14 protein-coding genes are annotated in these 13,994 nt (G+C 63.3%); 8 read left to right on the top strand and 6 right to left on the bottom strand.

The window, feature by feature from the left end; translation table 11 throughout:
• Positions 1 to 124 precede the first annotated feature (124 nt).
• Entirely contained in the window at positions 125 to 1,099 is a 975-nt protein-coding gene (locus MESS4_RS00915) for a WD40 repeat domain-containing protein (RefSeq protein ID WP_006325368.1), read from the bottom strand.
• A 262-nt stretch (positions 1,100 to 1,361) separates the two neighbouring features.
• The gene (locus MESS4_RS00910) at positions 1,362 to 2,399 is read right to left on the bottom strand and encodes a GTP-binding protein (protein WP_006325367.1); all 1,038 of its coding nucleotides are present in this window, start codon (positions 2,397 to 2,399) and stop codon (positions 1,362 to 1,364) included.
• 104 nt (positions 2,400 to 2,503) lie between these two features.
• On the opposite strand from MESS4_RS00910, the gene MESS4_RS00905 reads away from it, so the two are divergent.
• From MESS4_RS00905 to MESS4_RS00875, 7 genes are all read left to right on the top strand, one after another.
• Complete coding sequence (locus MESS4_RS00905) at positions 2,504 to 3,235, top strand: intradiol ring-cleavage dioxygenase (protein WP_006325366.1); 732 nt, start codon at positions 2,504 to 2,506, stop codon at positions 3,233 to 3,235.
• 217 nt (positions 3,236 to 3,452) lie between these two features.
• On the top strand, positions 3,453 to 3,923 hold the full coding sequence (locus tag MESS4_RS00900; RefSeq protein ID WP_036240381.1) for a MarR family transcriptional regulator: 471 nt from the start codon (positions 3,453 to 3,455) through the stop codon (positions 3,921 to 3,923).
• A 96-nt stretch (positions 3,924 to 4,019) separates the two neighbouring features.
• Complete coding sequence (locus tag MESS4_RS00895) at positions 4,020 to 4,427, top strand: DUF2000 family protein (protein ID WP_006325361.1); 408 nt, start codon at positions 4,020 to 4,022, stop codon at positions 4,425 to 4,427.
• 166 nt (positions 4,428 to 4,593) lie between these two features.
• Positions 4,594 to 5,478 (top strand): DMT family transporter, encoded by an 885-nt coding sequence (locus tag MESS4_RS00890; RefSeq protein WP_006325360.1) that lies wholly within the window; start codon positions 4,594 to 4,596, stop codon positions 5,476 to 5,478.
• Between the two features lie 66 nt (positions 5,479 to 5,544).
• A complete protein-coding gene (locus MESS4_RS00885) occupies positions 5,545 to 6,567 on the top strand; it encodes a LacI family DNA-binding transcriptional regulator (RefSeq protein WP_081609604.1) in 1,023 nt (340 codons plus the stop codon).
• The gene (locus MESS4_RS00880; RefSeq protein WP_006325358.1) at positions 6,564 to 7,547 is read left to right on the top strand and encodes a 2-hydroxyacid dehydrogenase; all 984 of its coding nucleotides are present in this window, start codon (positions 6,564 to 6,566) and stop codon (positions 7,545 to 7,547) included. The genes MESS4_RS00885 and MESS4_RS00880 overlap by 4 nt, the downstream gene beginning before the upstream one ends.
• Positions 7,548 to 7,631: 84 nt before the next feature.
• Positions 7,632 to 8,027 (top strand): hypothetical protein, encoded by a 396-nt coding sequence (locus MESS4_RS00875; protein ID WP_006325357.1) that lies wholly within the window; start codon positions 7,632 to 7,634, stop codon positions 8,025 to 8,027.
• A gap of 19 nt (positions 8,028 to 8,046) precedes the next feature.
• Here the strand turns inward: MESS4_RS00875 and MESS4_RS00870 are convergent, their stop codons facing one another.
• A complete protein-coding gene (locus tag MESS4_RS00870; RefSeq protein ID WP_006325356.1) occupies positions 8,047 to 8,820 on the bottom strand; it encodes a gamma-glutamyl-gamma-aminobutyrate hydrolase family protein in 774 nt (257 codons plus the stop codon).
• 255 nt (positions 8,821 to 9,075) lie between these two features.
• Here MESS4_RS00870 and MESS4_RS00865 point away from each other — a divergent pair, with 255 nt between their 5' ends.
• Positions 9,076 to 10,185, top strand: coding sequence for a TRAP transporter substrate-binding protein (locus tag MESS4_RS00865; RefSeq protein WP_006325355.1), 1,110 nt, complete (start codon positions 9,076 to 9,078; stop codon positions 10,183 to 10,185).
• A gap of 176 nt (positions 10,186 to 10,361) precedes the next feature.
• On the opposite strand, the gene MESS4_RS00860 is transcribed toward MESS4_RS00865, so the two are convergent.
• Genes MESS4_RS00860 through MESS4_RS00850 form a run of 3 tightly spaced genes read right to left on the bottom strand, consistent with a single transcriptional unit; the run spans position 10,362 to position 13,813 of the window.
• The gene (locus MESS4_RS00860) at positions 10,362 to 11,390 is read right to left on the bottom strand and encodes an L-threonine dehydrogenase (RefSeq protein WP_006325353.1); all 1,029 of its coding nucleotides are present in this window, start codon (positions 11,388 to 11,390) and stop codon (positions 10,362 to 10,364) included.
• Positions 11,391 to 11,426: 36 nt separating this feature from the next.
• Positions 11,427 to 13,208, bottom strand: a complete 1,782-nt coding sequence (locus tag MESS4_RS00855; RefSeq protein ID WP_006325352.1) for a TRAP transporter large permease subunit — start codon at positions 13,206 to 13,208, stop codon at positions 11,427 to 11,429.
• On the bottom strand, positions 13,208 to 13,813 hold the full coding sequence (locus MESS4_RS00850) for a TRAP transporter small permease subunit (protein ID WP_006325351.1): 606 nt from the start codon (positions 13,811 to 13,813) through the stop codon (positions 13,208 to 13,210). Before MESS4_RS00850 ends, MESS4_RS00855 begins: the two co-directional genes overlap by 1 nt.
• Positions 13,814 to 13,994 lie beyond the last annotated feature (181 nt).

Genomic DNA, 13,994 nt, shown 5'->3' with positions numbered 1-13,994 from the left:
GGAATAGGGGAATAGGGGAATAGGGGAATAGGGGAATAGGGGAATAGGGGAATAGGGGAATAGGGGAATAGGGAGCGGCGCTCACTGCGTACCTACTCCCCTACTCCCTTATTCCCGTACTCCCCTACGCTGAAATGTCGATGACGCCGCAGTCGCCGGCAGCACTGCCGAAGGCTACGCGGCGTTCTTCCTTGTCCCACATCATCGCGGTGATGGCGCCCTTGCCCGGCCGGCGCAGCAGCACCTCCTTGGCGTCGGCAAAGCGCACCGCCATCACCATGCCGTCGTCATAGCCGATAGCGACCACATCCTGGCTTGGATGGCAGGCGACGGAGGTCACCAAGGCGTTTCCGCGCGTGCCGAGCTCCAGCGGCGCCTTGCCCATCGGCCCGTCCTTGCTTGAAAACGGCCAGACGATCGCCGCCGGGGCGCCGGAGCTTGCCAGCCATTTTCCCTTGGGCGCCCACGACAGGCTTTTCACCTTGCCGGGGTAGCCGCTCATGCGCATGTGCTTGCCGTCGGCGAGTTTCCAGCCATGCAGGGCGTTCTCCTGCATTGTGGTGACGAGGAAGGCGCCGTCCGGCGAGAAAGTGATGCCGGTATGGGCGCCGGCCCATTCGAGTTCGACCGGCTTTCCCGCGGCCGCAGGAAAGTGCAGCGTCGCGCCATTGTAGCGGGCGACGCCGAAACGCATGCCCTTGGGCGAAAACGCCAGCCCCTCGACCGAGCGCGGATGCGCGAATTCCCGGGTCTTGCCGTCGGCAAAGCGCACAAAGGCGGTCTTGCCCGAGGCGAAGGCAATGGCGCCTTGCGGCCCGGCGGCGACGCCGGTGACCCATTTCTTGCCGGCACTCGCCATTTCCGCGGCATTGCCACCGGCGGTGATGGCAAAGACCTTGCCGTCCTCGCCACCGGTGATCAGCCGGTCGTTAGCCACATCATGGATGGCAGCGAGCAGCCCGTCATTGGCCTGCACCGTCTTGTGGCCGTGGTCGAGCCGGTGGACGGCGCCGTCGGCCAGGGCGAAATGCGGCACGTCGTCGAGGAAGACGGCGGCAACGCAGTGGCCTTCGAGATCAAGCGGAGCGACTGTGGGCATGCGAACTGTTCCATTAGAGATTGTTTGGTCGCCTTGCCGCCATTGGAGGAATCATTAGCGCGGCCAGGGTGCGACGCGACCTTCTCCCCTTGTGGGAGAAGGTGGATTGGCGCGCAGCGCCAAGACGGATGAGGGGTGTTGGACGGATCGCCGCCGATGCCAAGCTGGAACACCCCTCATCCGACCGAGCTGCGCTCGGCCACCTTCTCCCACAAGGGGAGAAGGAAAGAAGGGGCAGCGCTAACGTTATAAGGGTTGGAAATCAAGCCGCCTGGCAGGCCTCGAAACTCTTCTTCAGCCGGTCGGCGTCGAGTTCGCGGCCGATGAACACCAGCCGGCTCTCGTGTTTCTCGCCATCCTTCCAGGCGCGCTGGTGGTCGCCCTCGATGATCATGTGCACACCCTGGATGACATAGCGCTCGTCATCGCCCTTGAGCGCGATGATGCCCTTCAGCCTGAGGATGTTCGGCCCTTCCATCTGGGTGACCTTCTCGATCCACGGGAAGAACTTTTTCGGGTCCATCTCGCCGCCGCGCAGCGACACCGACTGCACCGTCACGTCATGGATGTCGGAGGGATGCGCGTGATGATGGTGGTCGTCGTGATCGTGCCCGTCATGATCATGATGGTCGTGGTCGTCATGCGCCTCGAGGAAATGCGGATCGTTCTCCAGAGCACGGGCAAGATCGAAGGCGCCGCGATCGAGAACCTCCGACAGCGCCACGCCGGCGCGGGTGGTGCGATGGATCCTGGCCGCGGGGTTGATCGCGCGGATCGTCGCCTCGACCTTGGCGAGCTCCTCCGGCGTCACCAGATCGGTCTTGTTGAGCACGACGACATCGGCAAAGGCGATCTGGTCCTCGGCTTCCCGGGAATCCTTCAGCCGCAGCGGCAGGTGCTTGGCGTCGACCAGCGCCACCACCGCGTCGAGCCTGGTCTTGGAGCGCACGTCGTCGTCCATGAAGAAGGTCTGCGCCACCGGCACGGGATCCGCGAGGCCGGTCGTTTCGACCACGATGGCATCGAAACGGCCGGGCCGGCGCATCAGGCCTTCGACGACACGGATCAGGTCGCCGCGCACCGTGCAGCAGACGCAGCCATTGTTCATCTCGTAGATTTCCTCGTCGGATTCCACGATCAGCTCATTGTCGATGCCGATCTCGCCGAACTCGTTGACGATGACTGCATAGCGCTTGCCGTGGTTTTCCGAGAGGATGCGGTTGAGCAGCGTCGTCTTGCCGGCGCCGAGATAGCCGGTGAGGACGGTTACGGGAATCTGCGTCGTCTGGGCATCGCTCATGTCTGGGCCTCGAAAAGGAGATTGTCGGCTCCATATAGGATGTGTGCCCGGCTTTTGCACGCGGCAAACCGATGGGCCAAACAGGCCTGCCTGAGAGGCGCCAGATGTCCGACGAACCATTTTCCTTGCCCATGAGCCGGCGTCAGGCCCTCAGCCTCATCGCGGTGACCGCTGGCGGCGGCATTGTTCTACCAGCCGGGGCAACGGCCGGAGAGGCTTCACCCTATGCCGGGCTTGCTCTGTTCGAGAATGGCGCCGGCGTCTGCGCCATCACGCCCGAGGTCACCGAAGGGCCGTTCTATTTTGATCCGAAGCTCGATCGCGCCGATATCACCGAGGGCAAAAAAGGCATTGCCCTCAATGTGCGGCTGCAAATCGTCGACGCGGCCTGTCGCCCGCTTGCCGGCGCGCGCGTCGACATCTGGCATTGCGACGCGCAAGGGCATTATTCCGGTTATCCCGGGCAGGGCGACGGCCAGGATGTCGACACCTCCGGCCAGAGTTTTCTGCGCGGCTGGCAGAAGAGCGACGAGAATGGCATCGTCTCCTTCGCCACCGTCTATCCCGGCTGGTATCGTGGCCGCACCACCCACATCCACTTCAAGGTCTTCCCCGACGACAAGTCGGTGATGACCGGCCAGCTGTTTTTCCCCGACAGCTTGAGCGAGCAGATATTCACCACCGTCGCGCCCTATAACGATCGGTCCGGCAAGCGCGACACGCTGAATGCCAGGGATGGCATCGCACGGCGGGCCGGACCGCTGTCGCAGGCGGCGGTTCGCGAGGTGGCGGAGGCCTATCAAGCCCTCTTGATCGTCGCGGTGAAGGCCGGCTGAGCAGTGCGGTTTGGTGTGCATCGCCTGCCCTGCAAAGTCCCGGCAGCGAAAGTCTTTTGTCATCTAACTGAAATAAACATCTGGCATTCACCACGGCGGACATCGCAATGCTTGCCGGCAAAGCTGTTTTCGGCGCCGGATTCTTTTTGATCGTCGATTGCCAACCGCCCGGCAGCTTCTATGTTGCTCGCACCGGTTCGGCCGAAGAGGGATGACCATGGCCAAGGCGGACAAGACTGCGACAATGAGCCGGCTGCATTCGGCGGCGCGGCTGGCGCGAACGGCTCTCGCCGCGCGGCTCCTGGCGCACGGCTTCTATGCCGGGCAGGACCAGATCATGCTGGCGCTCGATCGCGAGGACGGCCAGACGCCCGGCACTCTCGCCGGCCGCCTCGGCGTACGCCCGCCAACCATCACCAAGACCATCAACCGGCTGCAGGCGCAAGGCTTCCTGGAAAAGCGCGCCTCGGTGAACGATGCCCGTCAGGCCCATATCTTCCTGACCGAAACCGGCCGCGAAATCATCCACGCCATCGAGAAATCGGTGAAGAAGACCGAAAAGCAGGCGCTCAAGGGCCTCGACAAGAAGGACCAGAAGGCGCTGTTCAAATTGCTCGCCCGCATCGAGGCCAATCTTTCCAACGAGGAGATGGTGCTCCTCGATGACGATACCGACATCGACGACTGACCCAGTCTCGTCCCCGGGCGAATTTCTGTCTCCATGGCTTGCAGGCCGCAAGCAGCCGACACCATCTGTGCCGGATCGATTTGATCGGGGACGTTCATGTTCGATACGAAATTTGCAATCGTGCTCTGGGATGACCTTCCCGTCTGGCAGAAGCTCAACGTCACCGCCTTCCTGACCAGCGGCATCGTCGCGCAATTTCCAGACATCATTGGGGAGCCCTACCGGGACCGCGCCGGCAATATCTACAACCCGCTCTCGATCCAGCCGGTCATTGTGCTTTCCGCCGACAGCGCAACACTTGGCGCGATCCACCGACGGGCGCTGGAGCGTGGCGTGACGACGTCGCTCTATGTCGAGGAAATGTTCTCGACCGGCCACGATGTCGCCAACCGCGCCGTCTTTGCCGAATTCGCGCCCGGCGACGTCAAGGTGGTCGGCATCGCGCTGCGCGCCGACAAGAAGCTGGTCGACAAGATCACCAAGGGCGCCCGCATGCAGGCTTAAGTCTCGATCTAAGCCTGTCGTTGGCTCTTGTTGTGCCAGTCTCTTTTGGCTTGCCGACGGGTGACAATTCCCGCAAAGGTGGGGCTCTACCTCAGTACCCGGCCTGAAATTGAGTCCTCCCCGAAAACAAGACGAAAGCGCGACGCCTCCTGCGGCGATCCTCTGCATGCTTTCGGTCTATGTATTCTTCACCTTCCTCGACACCAGCAGCAAATATCTGGTGCTTGCCGGGGTCTCGGCGCTGATTGTCGCCTGGGTTCGCTTTGCCGTCCATGTCCTGCTGGTCGGCGCGTTTCTGCGCGGATGGCGCGAGCCGGCGCGCTTTCGTCCCGCCAACCTGCCGGCGCAGGTCGCGCGCGGTCTGTTCCTGTTCGGGTCGACCATATTCAACGTTCTGGCCCTGCAGACCCTGCAGCTTGCGGAAACCACGTCGATCTATTTCTTCGGACCGATGGTGATCACAGCGCTCGCCGGTCCGCTGCTTGGCGAGTGGGCGGGCTGGCGTCGCTGGCTGGCGATCCTGACGGGCTTTGTCGGCGTTCTCATCATCACCCGTCCGGGCGTCGGCGCCTTCGGCACCGGGCATGCCTTCGCGATTTGCTCGATACTGTCGAACTGCTTCTACGTCATCATGACGCGTCGCCTGGCGGCGACGGAAACCGCGGAAAGCCTCATCCTGTTTTCGGCGCTGGCGCCGGCCGTTGTGCTTTTGCCCCTGCTGCCGTTCTCATTTTCCCTGCCGCATGACGGCTGGGATTGGTTCATCCTGCTGATGCTGGGCGTCTTCGGCGGCATCGGCCACTGGCTCCTGGTGCAGGCCTACCGGCTTGCAACCACCACGGCGCTCGCTCCCTATCCCTATTCGCAGATGATCTGGATGATCATTTCCGGCTGGCTCGTCTTCAACCAGTTTCCCGACCGCTGGACGCTCATTGGCGCCGCCGTCATCGTCGCCAGCGGCCTCTATATCGTCCATCGCGAACACCGGCTTCGCCTGCGCAATCACGCGGCCCTGGACGCGGAGGCGGAAACGCTCGCGAAAAAACTTTGATTTGCTCCCGATCGATGGCATAAGGCCGCCTTTAAACAGTTTAAAAAACGATCGGGGAGCGAAGGGCTGGCACAGAAGATCAAGCTTTCGACGATCGCGGATGCGCTGGGCGTGTCCACGGCGACGGTTTCGCTGGCGCTGCGCGACAGCCCGCTGGTCGCCGGCGCCACCCGCGACCGCATCAAGGAACACGCCCGCGCCATCGGCTATATCTACAACCGCCGCGCCGCCAGCCTGCGCACCTCGCGCTCGGGCATCGTTGGCGTCGTCGTCCACGATATCATGAACCCCTTCTTCGCCGAGATCCTGCGCTCGATCGAAAGCGAGCTTGACCGTAGCCGGCAGACCTTCATCCTGTCGAACCATTACGACCAGCTTGAAAAGCAGCGCACCTTCATCGACACGCTTCTGCAGCTCGGCGCCGATGGGGTCATCATGTCGCCGGCCATCGGCACACCGGCTTCCGACATCCTGATGGCCGAGGAAAACGGCCTGCCGGCGGTGTTGATCGCGCGCACCGTCGAGGGCGCTGACGTGCCGGTGTTTCGCGGTGACGATGCCTATGGCACCGGGCTTGCCACCAACCATCTGATCTCGCTCGGCCACAAGCGCATCGCCATGATCGGCGGTACCGACCAGACCTCGACCGGCCGCGACCGCTACCAGGGCTATGTCAACGCCATGGAGGCGGCTGGGCTCGAGGTCAGGTCGTCCTGGCGCATCGCCGGCCCGCGCACCAAGCAGGCAGGCTTCGAGGCAGCCGGACAGTTCCTGGCGCTGAAGGACAAGCCGACCGCCGCCTGCTGCTGGAACGACCTCGTCGCCATCGGCCTGATGAACGGCATTGCCCGCGCCGGCCTGTTGCCGGGCATCGACATCTCCGTCACCGGCTATGACGACCTCGAAGAGGCGGCGATCGCGACGCCGGCGCTGACCACCGTCTGGAACGGCCAGCGCGAGGTCGGCCGCCGTGCCGCCAGCGCCTTGCTCGACAAGCTCAACGGACAGACGGTGCGGCCGTCGCAGGAACTGATCAAGCCGGAGCTGCATGTGCGCCAGTCGACCGGCAAGCCGGTGGAGCGTGCATGACAAAGGCCGAACAATCACTGCCCGTCGCCATTTTGGTGCCGGGCCAATTCAACGACCATGCCGTTGGCCGCATCGACCAGACGTTCCAGCAGGTCAGGATCGAGCGCGCCGATCCGTCCCTGGTCACCGATGACATGCGCCGGACGGTGCGCGGCATCGCCTCGTTCGGCGGCATCGACGCTGCCTTCATCGACGCGCTGCCAAACCTCGAGATCATCGCCAATTTCGGCGTCGGCTACGATTCGGTCGACGCCCGCCACGCGGCGGAACATGGCATCATGGTCACCAACACGCCTGACGTGCTGACCGAGGAGGTTGCCGACACGGCGATCGGGCTGTTGATCAACACCATCCGCGATTTGCCGCGCGCCGAGACCTGGCTGCGCGACGGCAGCTGGGCGCGCGAGGGCAACTATCCGCTAAGCCGGCTGACCTTGCGCGAACGCAGCATTGGCATTTTCGGCATGGGACGTATCGGCCTCGCCATAGCCCGGCGGCTTGAGGCTTTTGCGCTGCCGATCGCCTATCACAACCGTCGTCGTGTCGAAGGCCTGTCCTACGATTACCACCCGACGCTGAAAGGCCTGGCCGCGGCGGTCGACACGCTGATCTCGGTGGCGCCCGGCGGCGCCTCGACCAAAAAGGCGATCAATGCCGAGATCCTTGAGGCGCTCGGCCCGAACGGCGTCTTCGTCAATATCGGCCGCGGCAGCACGGTGGACGAGACAGCACTCGCCGCAGCCCTAGCCAACGGCACCATCGCCGCCGCCGGGCTCGATGTCTTTGCCGACGAGCCGAATGTGCCGGCAGCGCTGCTCGCCGCGCCCAACACGTCGCTTTTGCCGCATGTCGGCTCGGCTTCCGAGCACACCCGCCGCGCCATGGCGGATCTGTGCGTCGATAATCTGGTCTCATGGTTCTCGGAAGGACGGGCGCTCACTCCCGTGCCGGAGGCGGAAATGGTCAAGGCGCGGCGCTGAGCAAGGGCCTGTCACACCTGTTAACGCCAGCTTAACGCTTTGAAATGATTGTGCATCCATCACCAAATGCATGGGTGCAGACAGATGAAAACGCTTCCTGCGTTGATTGCGGCGGCTGCGCTGTTGGGCGGCGTTCGGTTGTTCTATGACGGTGGCGGCGAGGGCCGTACAGCCAATGCGCCAGCGCCATCCTCCGGCAACTACAGGTTGGTGGCCAATGGCGACGCAGCATCTTGCGTGGTCAAGCGCGGCGCTGAAATTTCGCATGGCCTGTCGCTGTTGACGGTCGCCGCGAATTGCCGCCGGATTTTACCTGGCATCGAGCGCGCGAAATTCTGGCGAGTGCAGGATGACGACACCGTCGCCTTCAGTGCGAATGGCATCGATCCGATCGTCACTTTCTCGGTCGCCGACGGCGATGGCTACGAATCCTACGCGCCGGCTTTGCCGCTGCTGTCGCTGGCGGCTACCGATTCCTGATTTCGGGCGATTAAGCTATTTATTCCGCAGCGGCGCGCGTGCCGGCTTTCACCGCTGCATGCAAGCGCACGGCATCGCCGAAGGCACGGAAGATCTTGGCCGAAGTATCGTCCGACTTGACCCAGTATTCAGGATGCCACTGGACGCCGACCGCGAATGCGCGGGCGTCGCGGACCGAAACCGCCTCGACGGTGCCGTCGGCAGCGACCGCCTCGACCTGCAGCTTCGTGCCGAGCCTGTCGATCGCCTGGCGGTGCAACGAATTGACCTTGATGTCGCCAGCGCCGAAGACGCCCGCGAGACAGCTGCCGGGCTTGATTGAAATGGTCTGGTTGATGGCGAAGCGTTCGTCCTGGTTGTCGCTCACCGGCGCGCGGTGGTCGAGCGTCCCCTCGTGCTCCTGGATTTCGGTGGCCAGCGAGCCGCCCAGCGCCACATTCATCTCCTGGATGCCGCGGCAGATGGCAAGCAGCGGCACGCCGCGCTCGATCGCCCTGCGGATCAGCGGCAGCGTGGTGGCGTCGCGCGCCGGATCGTAGGGACCGTTGGCCTCGCTGGCGTCGCCGCCATAGAGCGAGGGATGCACATTGGATTTCGAGCCGGTAACCATGACGCCGTCGACCGACGACAGCAGCTCGTCGAAATCGAGCCGGTCGCCAAAGGACGGCACCAGCACAGGGAACACGCCGGCGCCCGAGAGCGCCGCCTCCAGATATTGCCGCGGGGCGGCATGCCAGGTGTAGTTGTCGAACTGGCGGACGTCGGTCGAGATGGCGACGAGCGGCTGCTGCATTTTTGATCCGGGTTCCATTGGGTGCAGGGACATGTTCTGCCTCTAAAATAGGCGATCCGAAGGCGCTTTGCCATGGCAAGTTTTGGCGTGTCGCATGGGCCACACGGCAGGCGTTAGACTATAGTTGCAGGAGCAGCGCTTGGTTCGGCTGCCGTGCTGGACTCGACTTCTTGCCCGTGTATTGTTTCCGCCAAGCCGGCCGGGGCATGAGGATTTCCCGAACGTCGGTCTGTTGATCCAAAAGGGAGGAACTTCATGGATCGTCGATCATTCATCCGCAAGGCCGGCGTAACCGGCGTGGGCGCCGCGGCCGCTACCGCAGCGCTCGCCGCGCCGGCAATCGCCCAGTCCAATCCGAAAGTGACGTGGCGGCTGGCGTCGTCCTTCCCTAAATCGCTCGATACGATCTATGGCGGAGCCGAGGTCTTTTCCAAGATGCTGTCGGAAGCGACCGACGGCAATTTCACCGTCCAGGTCTTCGCCGCAGGTGAACTCGTGCCCGGCCTGCAAGTCGCCGACGCCACCACTGCCGGCACCGTGGAGGCCTGTCACACCGTGTCGTACTATTACTGGGGCAAGGATCCTACATGGGCCTTGGGAGCCGCGGTGCCGTTCTCGCTCAATGCACGCGGCATCAATGCCTGGCACTATCATGGTGGCGGCATCGACCTGTTCAACGAGTTCCTCGCCACACAGGGGCTTTTCGGCCTGCCGGGCGGCAACACCGGCGTGCAGATGGGCGGCTGGTTCCGCAAGGAGATCAACACCGTCGCCGACCTCTCCGGCCTCAAGATGCGTATCGGCGGCTTTGCCGGCAAAGTGGTGCAGAGGCTCGGCGTCGTGCCGCAGCAGATCGCCGGCGGCGACATCTATCCGGCGCTGGAGAAAGGCACGATCGACGCCGCCGAATGGGTCGGCCCCTATGACGACGAGAAGCTCGGCTTCTACAAGGTCGCGCCCTATTACTACTATCCCGGCTGGTGGGAAGGGGGACCGACGGTTCATCTGATGTTCAACAAGGCGAAATACGAGGAGCTTTCGCCGGCTTACAAGTCGCTGCTGCACACCGCCGCACAGGCGGCCGACGCCAACATGCTGCAGAAATATGACTATCTCAATCCAGCGGCGGTGAAGCGGCTGGTGGCCGGCGGCGCCAAATTGCGCCCGTTCAGCCAGGACATCATGGCGGCCTGCTTCGAGAAGGCGAATGAGGTCTATGCCGAGATGGAGGCCACGAACGCGCCGTTCAAGAAGATCTGGGAATCGATCAAGGCGTTCCGCAAGGAGCACTATCTCTGGGCGCAGGTGGCCGAATACAATTACGACACCTTCATGATGGTCCAGCACCGCAACGGCAAGCTTTAGTCGTTTCGATTGCTCTTCATTCAAAGAGACCCCGGGCGGCTCGCCCGGGGGTTTTCTTTGCTTGGCGTCCGAGCGATGAATTCCAACTGTCCCGGAGACGGAGGCAGCGCCAACGCACGGAACGAGTGAGGGGCGAACTCAATTCTGAGGCGATTGCCCTAATCGATGAAGGTGGCTCAACGTCGCTGCGGCACCACCAGCACCTTGACCTCACCTGGTGCGGGTGGGTTTGCGATCACAGCCGCAGCCTCCTCAAGCGGCACCTGCCTCGAGATCAGCCTGTCGATCTCGATCGCGCCCGTGGCGATGAGCTCAGCCGCGCGGCCGTGAGTGAAGGGATTGAGGAAGGAGCCGAGGATATTCAGTTCCCGGAACAAAAGATCGAAGGGCTCGAACGCCGCTCTCATGCCTTGCGGTGTCACGCCGACGATGATGACCGTGCCGCCGGCCTTGGCCAGCCGCATGGATTGTTCGACAGTGTCGCGCACGCCGGCGCATTCGAACACCACGTCGACGCCGCCAGGCATCAGGCCTGACGGACCGGCAACCGTTTCGATGACATCGCCCGCGCCCGGATCGACCGTCGCCGTCGCTCCCAATTCCTCGGCAAGCGCGCGCCGCGAGGCCTGGCGCGTCGACAGGATGATGGTCCTTGCCCCGGCAAGCCTCGCCAGTTGCACGGTGAGCAGGCCGATCACGCCGCCGCCCAGCACGACAACCGAGGCGCCCGGCTTGATTTCGGCCAGGTCGACGCCATGCAGGCAGCAGCCAAGCGGTTCGCAGAACGCGCCATGCGCGGGTTTGAGGTCGCTGGGCAGCAGGAAGGCCTGCTTCCGCGGCAACAGGACATAGTCGGCGAAGCCGCCATCACGGTGGATGCCGATGGCGCTGAGATTGCTGCACAAATTGACCCGGCCGGCACGACAATGCGGGCAGCGCCCGCAAGCGATGTTGGGATCGCCGGTGACCCGGTCGCCGACGGAGTATCCCGACACAGCACCGCCCATCGCCTCGACGATGCCCGAGAATTCATGTCCCGGCGTCACCGGCGGCTTGCAGGGGAACTCGCCATGGAAAAGGTGGCGGTCGGTGCCGCAGACGCCACAGGCCTCGATCCGCACCAGAAGATCGTCTGGTCCTGGGACGGGCTTGGCGACCTCGCGCAGCGCGATGCTCCCGACCGCTTCCAGTCGCACCGCTCTCATGGCCGTAATTCTCTCATGGCTTTGTCACCGTCGGCATCAGTTGAAACTCGGCGGTTGCGACAGATCCGGCGCCGGCGCCGCCGGTTTGGCAGGTGGTGTGTCGCCGAAGTTCGGCGGCTGCGACAGATCCGGTGCAGCCGGTGCGGCCGGGGCCGTGCCGCCATTGGCCGGCGGCGGTGTGCCGAGCGGCGACAGGCCGATGCCAGGCGTTTCCGGCACCTGGTAATCGATGGTGCCGGGGTCGACCGGTGTGCCCTTGTAGCGCATCACCATCTGCGGGAAGGCGATGGTCAGCCCGATCATGATGACCTGGATGCAGACGAAGGGCACCGCGCCCCAATAGATCTGGCCAGTGGTTACCGGCGCGATCTGCTTGCCGGTGAGGCGGTCGAGATAGGGCACGCGCGCGGCGACCGAGCGCAGATAGAACAGCGCGAAGCCGAAGGGCGGATGCATGAAGGAGGTCTGCATGTTGACGCCGAGCAGCACGCCGAACCAGATCAGGTCGATGCCGAGCTTGTCGGCGGCAGGCGCCAGCAGCGGCACGATGATGAAGGCGAGCTCGAAGAAATCGAGAAAGAAGGCGAGCAGGAACACAAGGATGTTGACGCCGATCAGGAAGCCCACTTCGCCGCCAGGCAGCGAGGTCAGAAGGTGCTCGACCCAGACCTGTCCATTGACGCCGTAGAAGGTGAGCGAAAACACCCGCGCGCCGATCAGGATGAACAGCACGAAGGATGACAGCCGTGTCGTCGAGGCCAGCGCCTGCTTGATCACATCGAGCGACAGCCGGCCTTTTATCGCCGCCATGGCCAGTGCGCCGACCGCGCCCATGGCGCCGCCCTCCGTCGGGGTGGCGATGCCGAGGAAGATGGTGCCCAGCACGAGGAAGATCAGCGCCAGCGGCGGGATCAGCACGATCACCACTTGCTGCGCCAGTCGCGACATCATGTTGATGTTCAGTCGCTGGTCGGCGATCGCCACGACATAGATGAAGATCACGCCGATGGTGGCGCCGAGGATGTCGGCATTGTCGCCATGCGCCGGCGCGAGGTAGCGGTACGCCGCATAGGAAACCACGACCGCTGCCAGCACCGCCGCCAGCAATGACAGCACACCGTGACCGAGCGTGCGCGCTTCCAGCGGCAAGGCCGGCATCGACTTCGGCCGGACGATCGACATGATCAGGATGTACAGCGTGTACAGGCCGGTCAGAACCAGCCCTGGGATCAGCGCGCCGGCATACATGTCACCGACCGAGCGGCCGAGCTGGTCGGCGAGAACGATCAGCACCAGCGACGGCGGGATGATCTGGGCGAGCGTGCCCGATGCGGCGATGACGCCGGACGCCAGCCGCCGGTCATAGCCATAGCGCAGCATGATCGGCAGCGAGATCAGCCCCATGGCAATGACCGACGCCGCCACCACGCCCGTCGTCGCGGCCAGCAGCGCGCCGACGAAGATCACGGCATAGGCAAGCCCGCCGCGGATCGGCCCGAACAACTGGCCGATCGTGTCGAGCAGATCCTCGGCCATACCGGAGCGTTCGAGCACGATGCCCATGAAAGTGAAGAACGGGATCGCTAGCAGCGTATCATTCGACATCACCCGGCTGCCGTAGAAGTTGTCCGGAAGCGCATAGAGCAGGGGCCAGGCGAGATTGATCGCTCCGCCCGAATAGGGCGTCAGCAGCACGCCAATGAAAAAGAACAGCAGGCCGTTGGCAGCAAGCGAGAAGGCGACGGGATAACCGATCAGCAGGAAGATGATCAGCGAGGCGAACATGATCGGCGCCATGTTCTGGGCAATGAACTCCATCACGAGCGCACCTCTCCGGCGAGCGCCTTCGCTTCGTCGGCGAGCGCCTTGGCTTCGAGTTCGGCCTGCTCATGAACCGATATGAACGGGTTGGGATCGTCCATATCGCCGCGCATGATGGCGATCTTCTTGATGATCTCGGAGATGCCCTGGAGTGCCAGCAGGAAGAAGCCGGCCAGCAGGATGGCCTTGGCCGGCCAGATGATCAGCCCGCCGGAATTGTTCGACATTTCACCGCTGCGGAAAGACAGCGACACATAGGGGACGAAATAGATCACCATCAACGTCACGAACGGCATCAGGAAGAAGAGGTGACCGAGAAGGTCGATCCAGTGCTGCACGCGGCGCGGGAACATGCCGTAGACAATGTCGATACGGATATGATCGTTCTGCTTCAGCGTGTAGGCGGCGGCGAGCATGAAAGCGGCGCCGAACAAATACCACTGCAGTTCCAGCCAGGCGTTCGAAGATATATCGAACACCTTGCGGATGACGGCATTGCCGGCGCTGACCAGTATCGAGATCAGAATCAGCCACGACACCCATTTGCCGATGAACTCGTTCACACGGTCAATGGTTCTGGATAGAGCGAGAAGCCCTGCCATGCATTCCTCCCTTTGCGCATCGGCCCGAAAATCGGTGTCGATTTTCGGAAAGCACGATGCGTTACTCAAAATGCCAGAGATGCGCCGATTCCCCCTTGTTTTCCGGCACGTCGCTGTGGCCCAACGGTATGCCGTGCGTGGCTCGGCGGGTCAACACGAAGCGGAAGGGGTAAACAATCTT

It is taken from the genome of Mesorhizobium sp. STM 4661, from assembly GCF_000359125.1.
GTDB lineage: Bacteria > Pseudomonadota > Alphaproteobacteria > Rhizobiales > Rhizobiaceae > Mesorhizobium.
This window is presented reverse-complemented; position numbering and strand designations above follow the sequence as displayed.

Coding starts and splice junctions, on each gene's coding strand:
- MESS4_RS00915 (WP_006325368.1), bottom strand. CDS start 1,099: ATGCCCACAGTCGCTCCGCTTGATCTCGAAGGCCACTGCGTTGCCGCC.
- MESS4_RS00910 (WP_006325367.1), bottom strand. CDS start 2,399: ATGAGCGATGCCCAGACGACGCAGATTCCCGTAACCGTCCTCACCGGC.
- MESS4_RS00905 (WP_006325366.1), top strand. CDS start 2,504: ATGTCCGACGAACCATTTTCCTTGCCCATGAGCCGGCGTCAGGCCCTC.
- MESS4_RS00900 (WP_036240381.1), top strand. CDS start 3,453: ATGGCCAAGGCGGACAAGACTGCGACAATGAGCCGGCTGCATTCGGCG.
- MESS4_RS00895 (WP_006325361.1), top strand. CDS start 4,020: ATGTTCGATACGAAATTTGCAATCGTGCTCTGGGATGACCTTCCCGTC.
- MESS4_RS00890 (WP_006325360.1), top strand. CDS start 4,594: ATGCTTTCGGTCTATGTATTCTTCACCTTCCTCGACACCAGCAGCAAA.
- MESS4_RS00880 (WP_006325358.1), top strand. CDS start 6,564: ATGACAAAGGCCGAACAATCACTGCCCGTCGCCATTTTGGTGCCGGGC.
- MESS4_RS00875 (WP_006325357.1), top strand. CDS start 7,632: ATGAAAACGCTTCCTGCGTTGATTGCGGCGGCTGCGCTGTTGGGCGGC.
- MESS4_RS00870 (WP_006325356.1), bottom strand. CDS start 8,820: ATGCAGCAGCCGCTCGTCGCCATCTCGACCGACGTCCGCCAGTTCGAC.
- MESS4_RS00865 (WP_006325355.1), top strand. CDS start 9,076: ATGGATCGTCGATCATTCATCCGCAAGGCCGGCGTAACCGGCGTGGGC.
- MESS4_RS00860 (WP_006325353.1), bottom strand. CDS start 11,390: ATGAGAGCGGTGCGACTGGAAGCGGTCGGGAGCATCGCGCTGCGCGAG.
- MESS4_RS00855 (WP_006325352.1), bottom strand. CDS start 13,208: ATGGAGTTCATTGCCCAGAACATGGCGCCGATCATGTTCGCCTCGCTG.
- MESS4_RS00850 (WP_006325351.1), bottom strand. CDS start 13,813: ATGGCAGGGCTTCTCGCTCTATCCAGAACCATTGACCGTGTGAACGAG.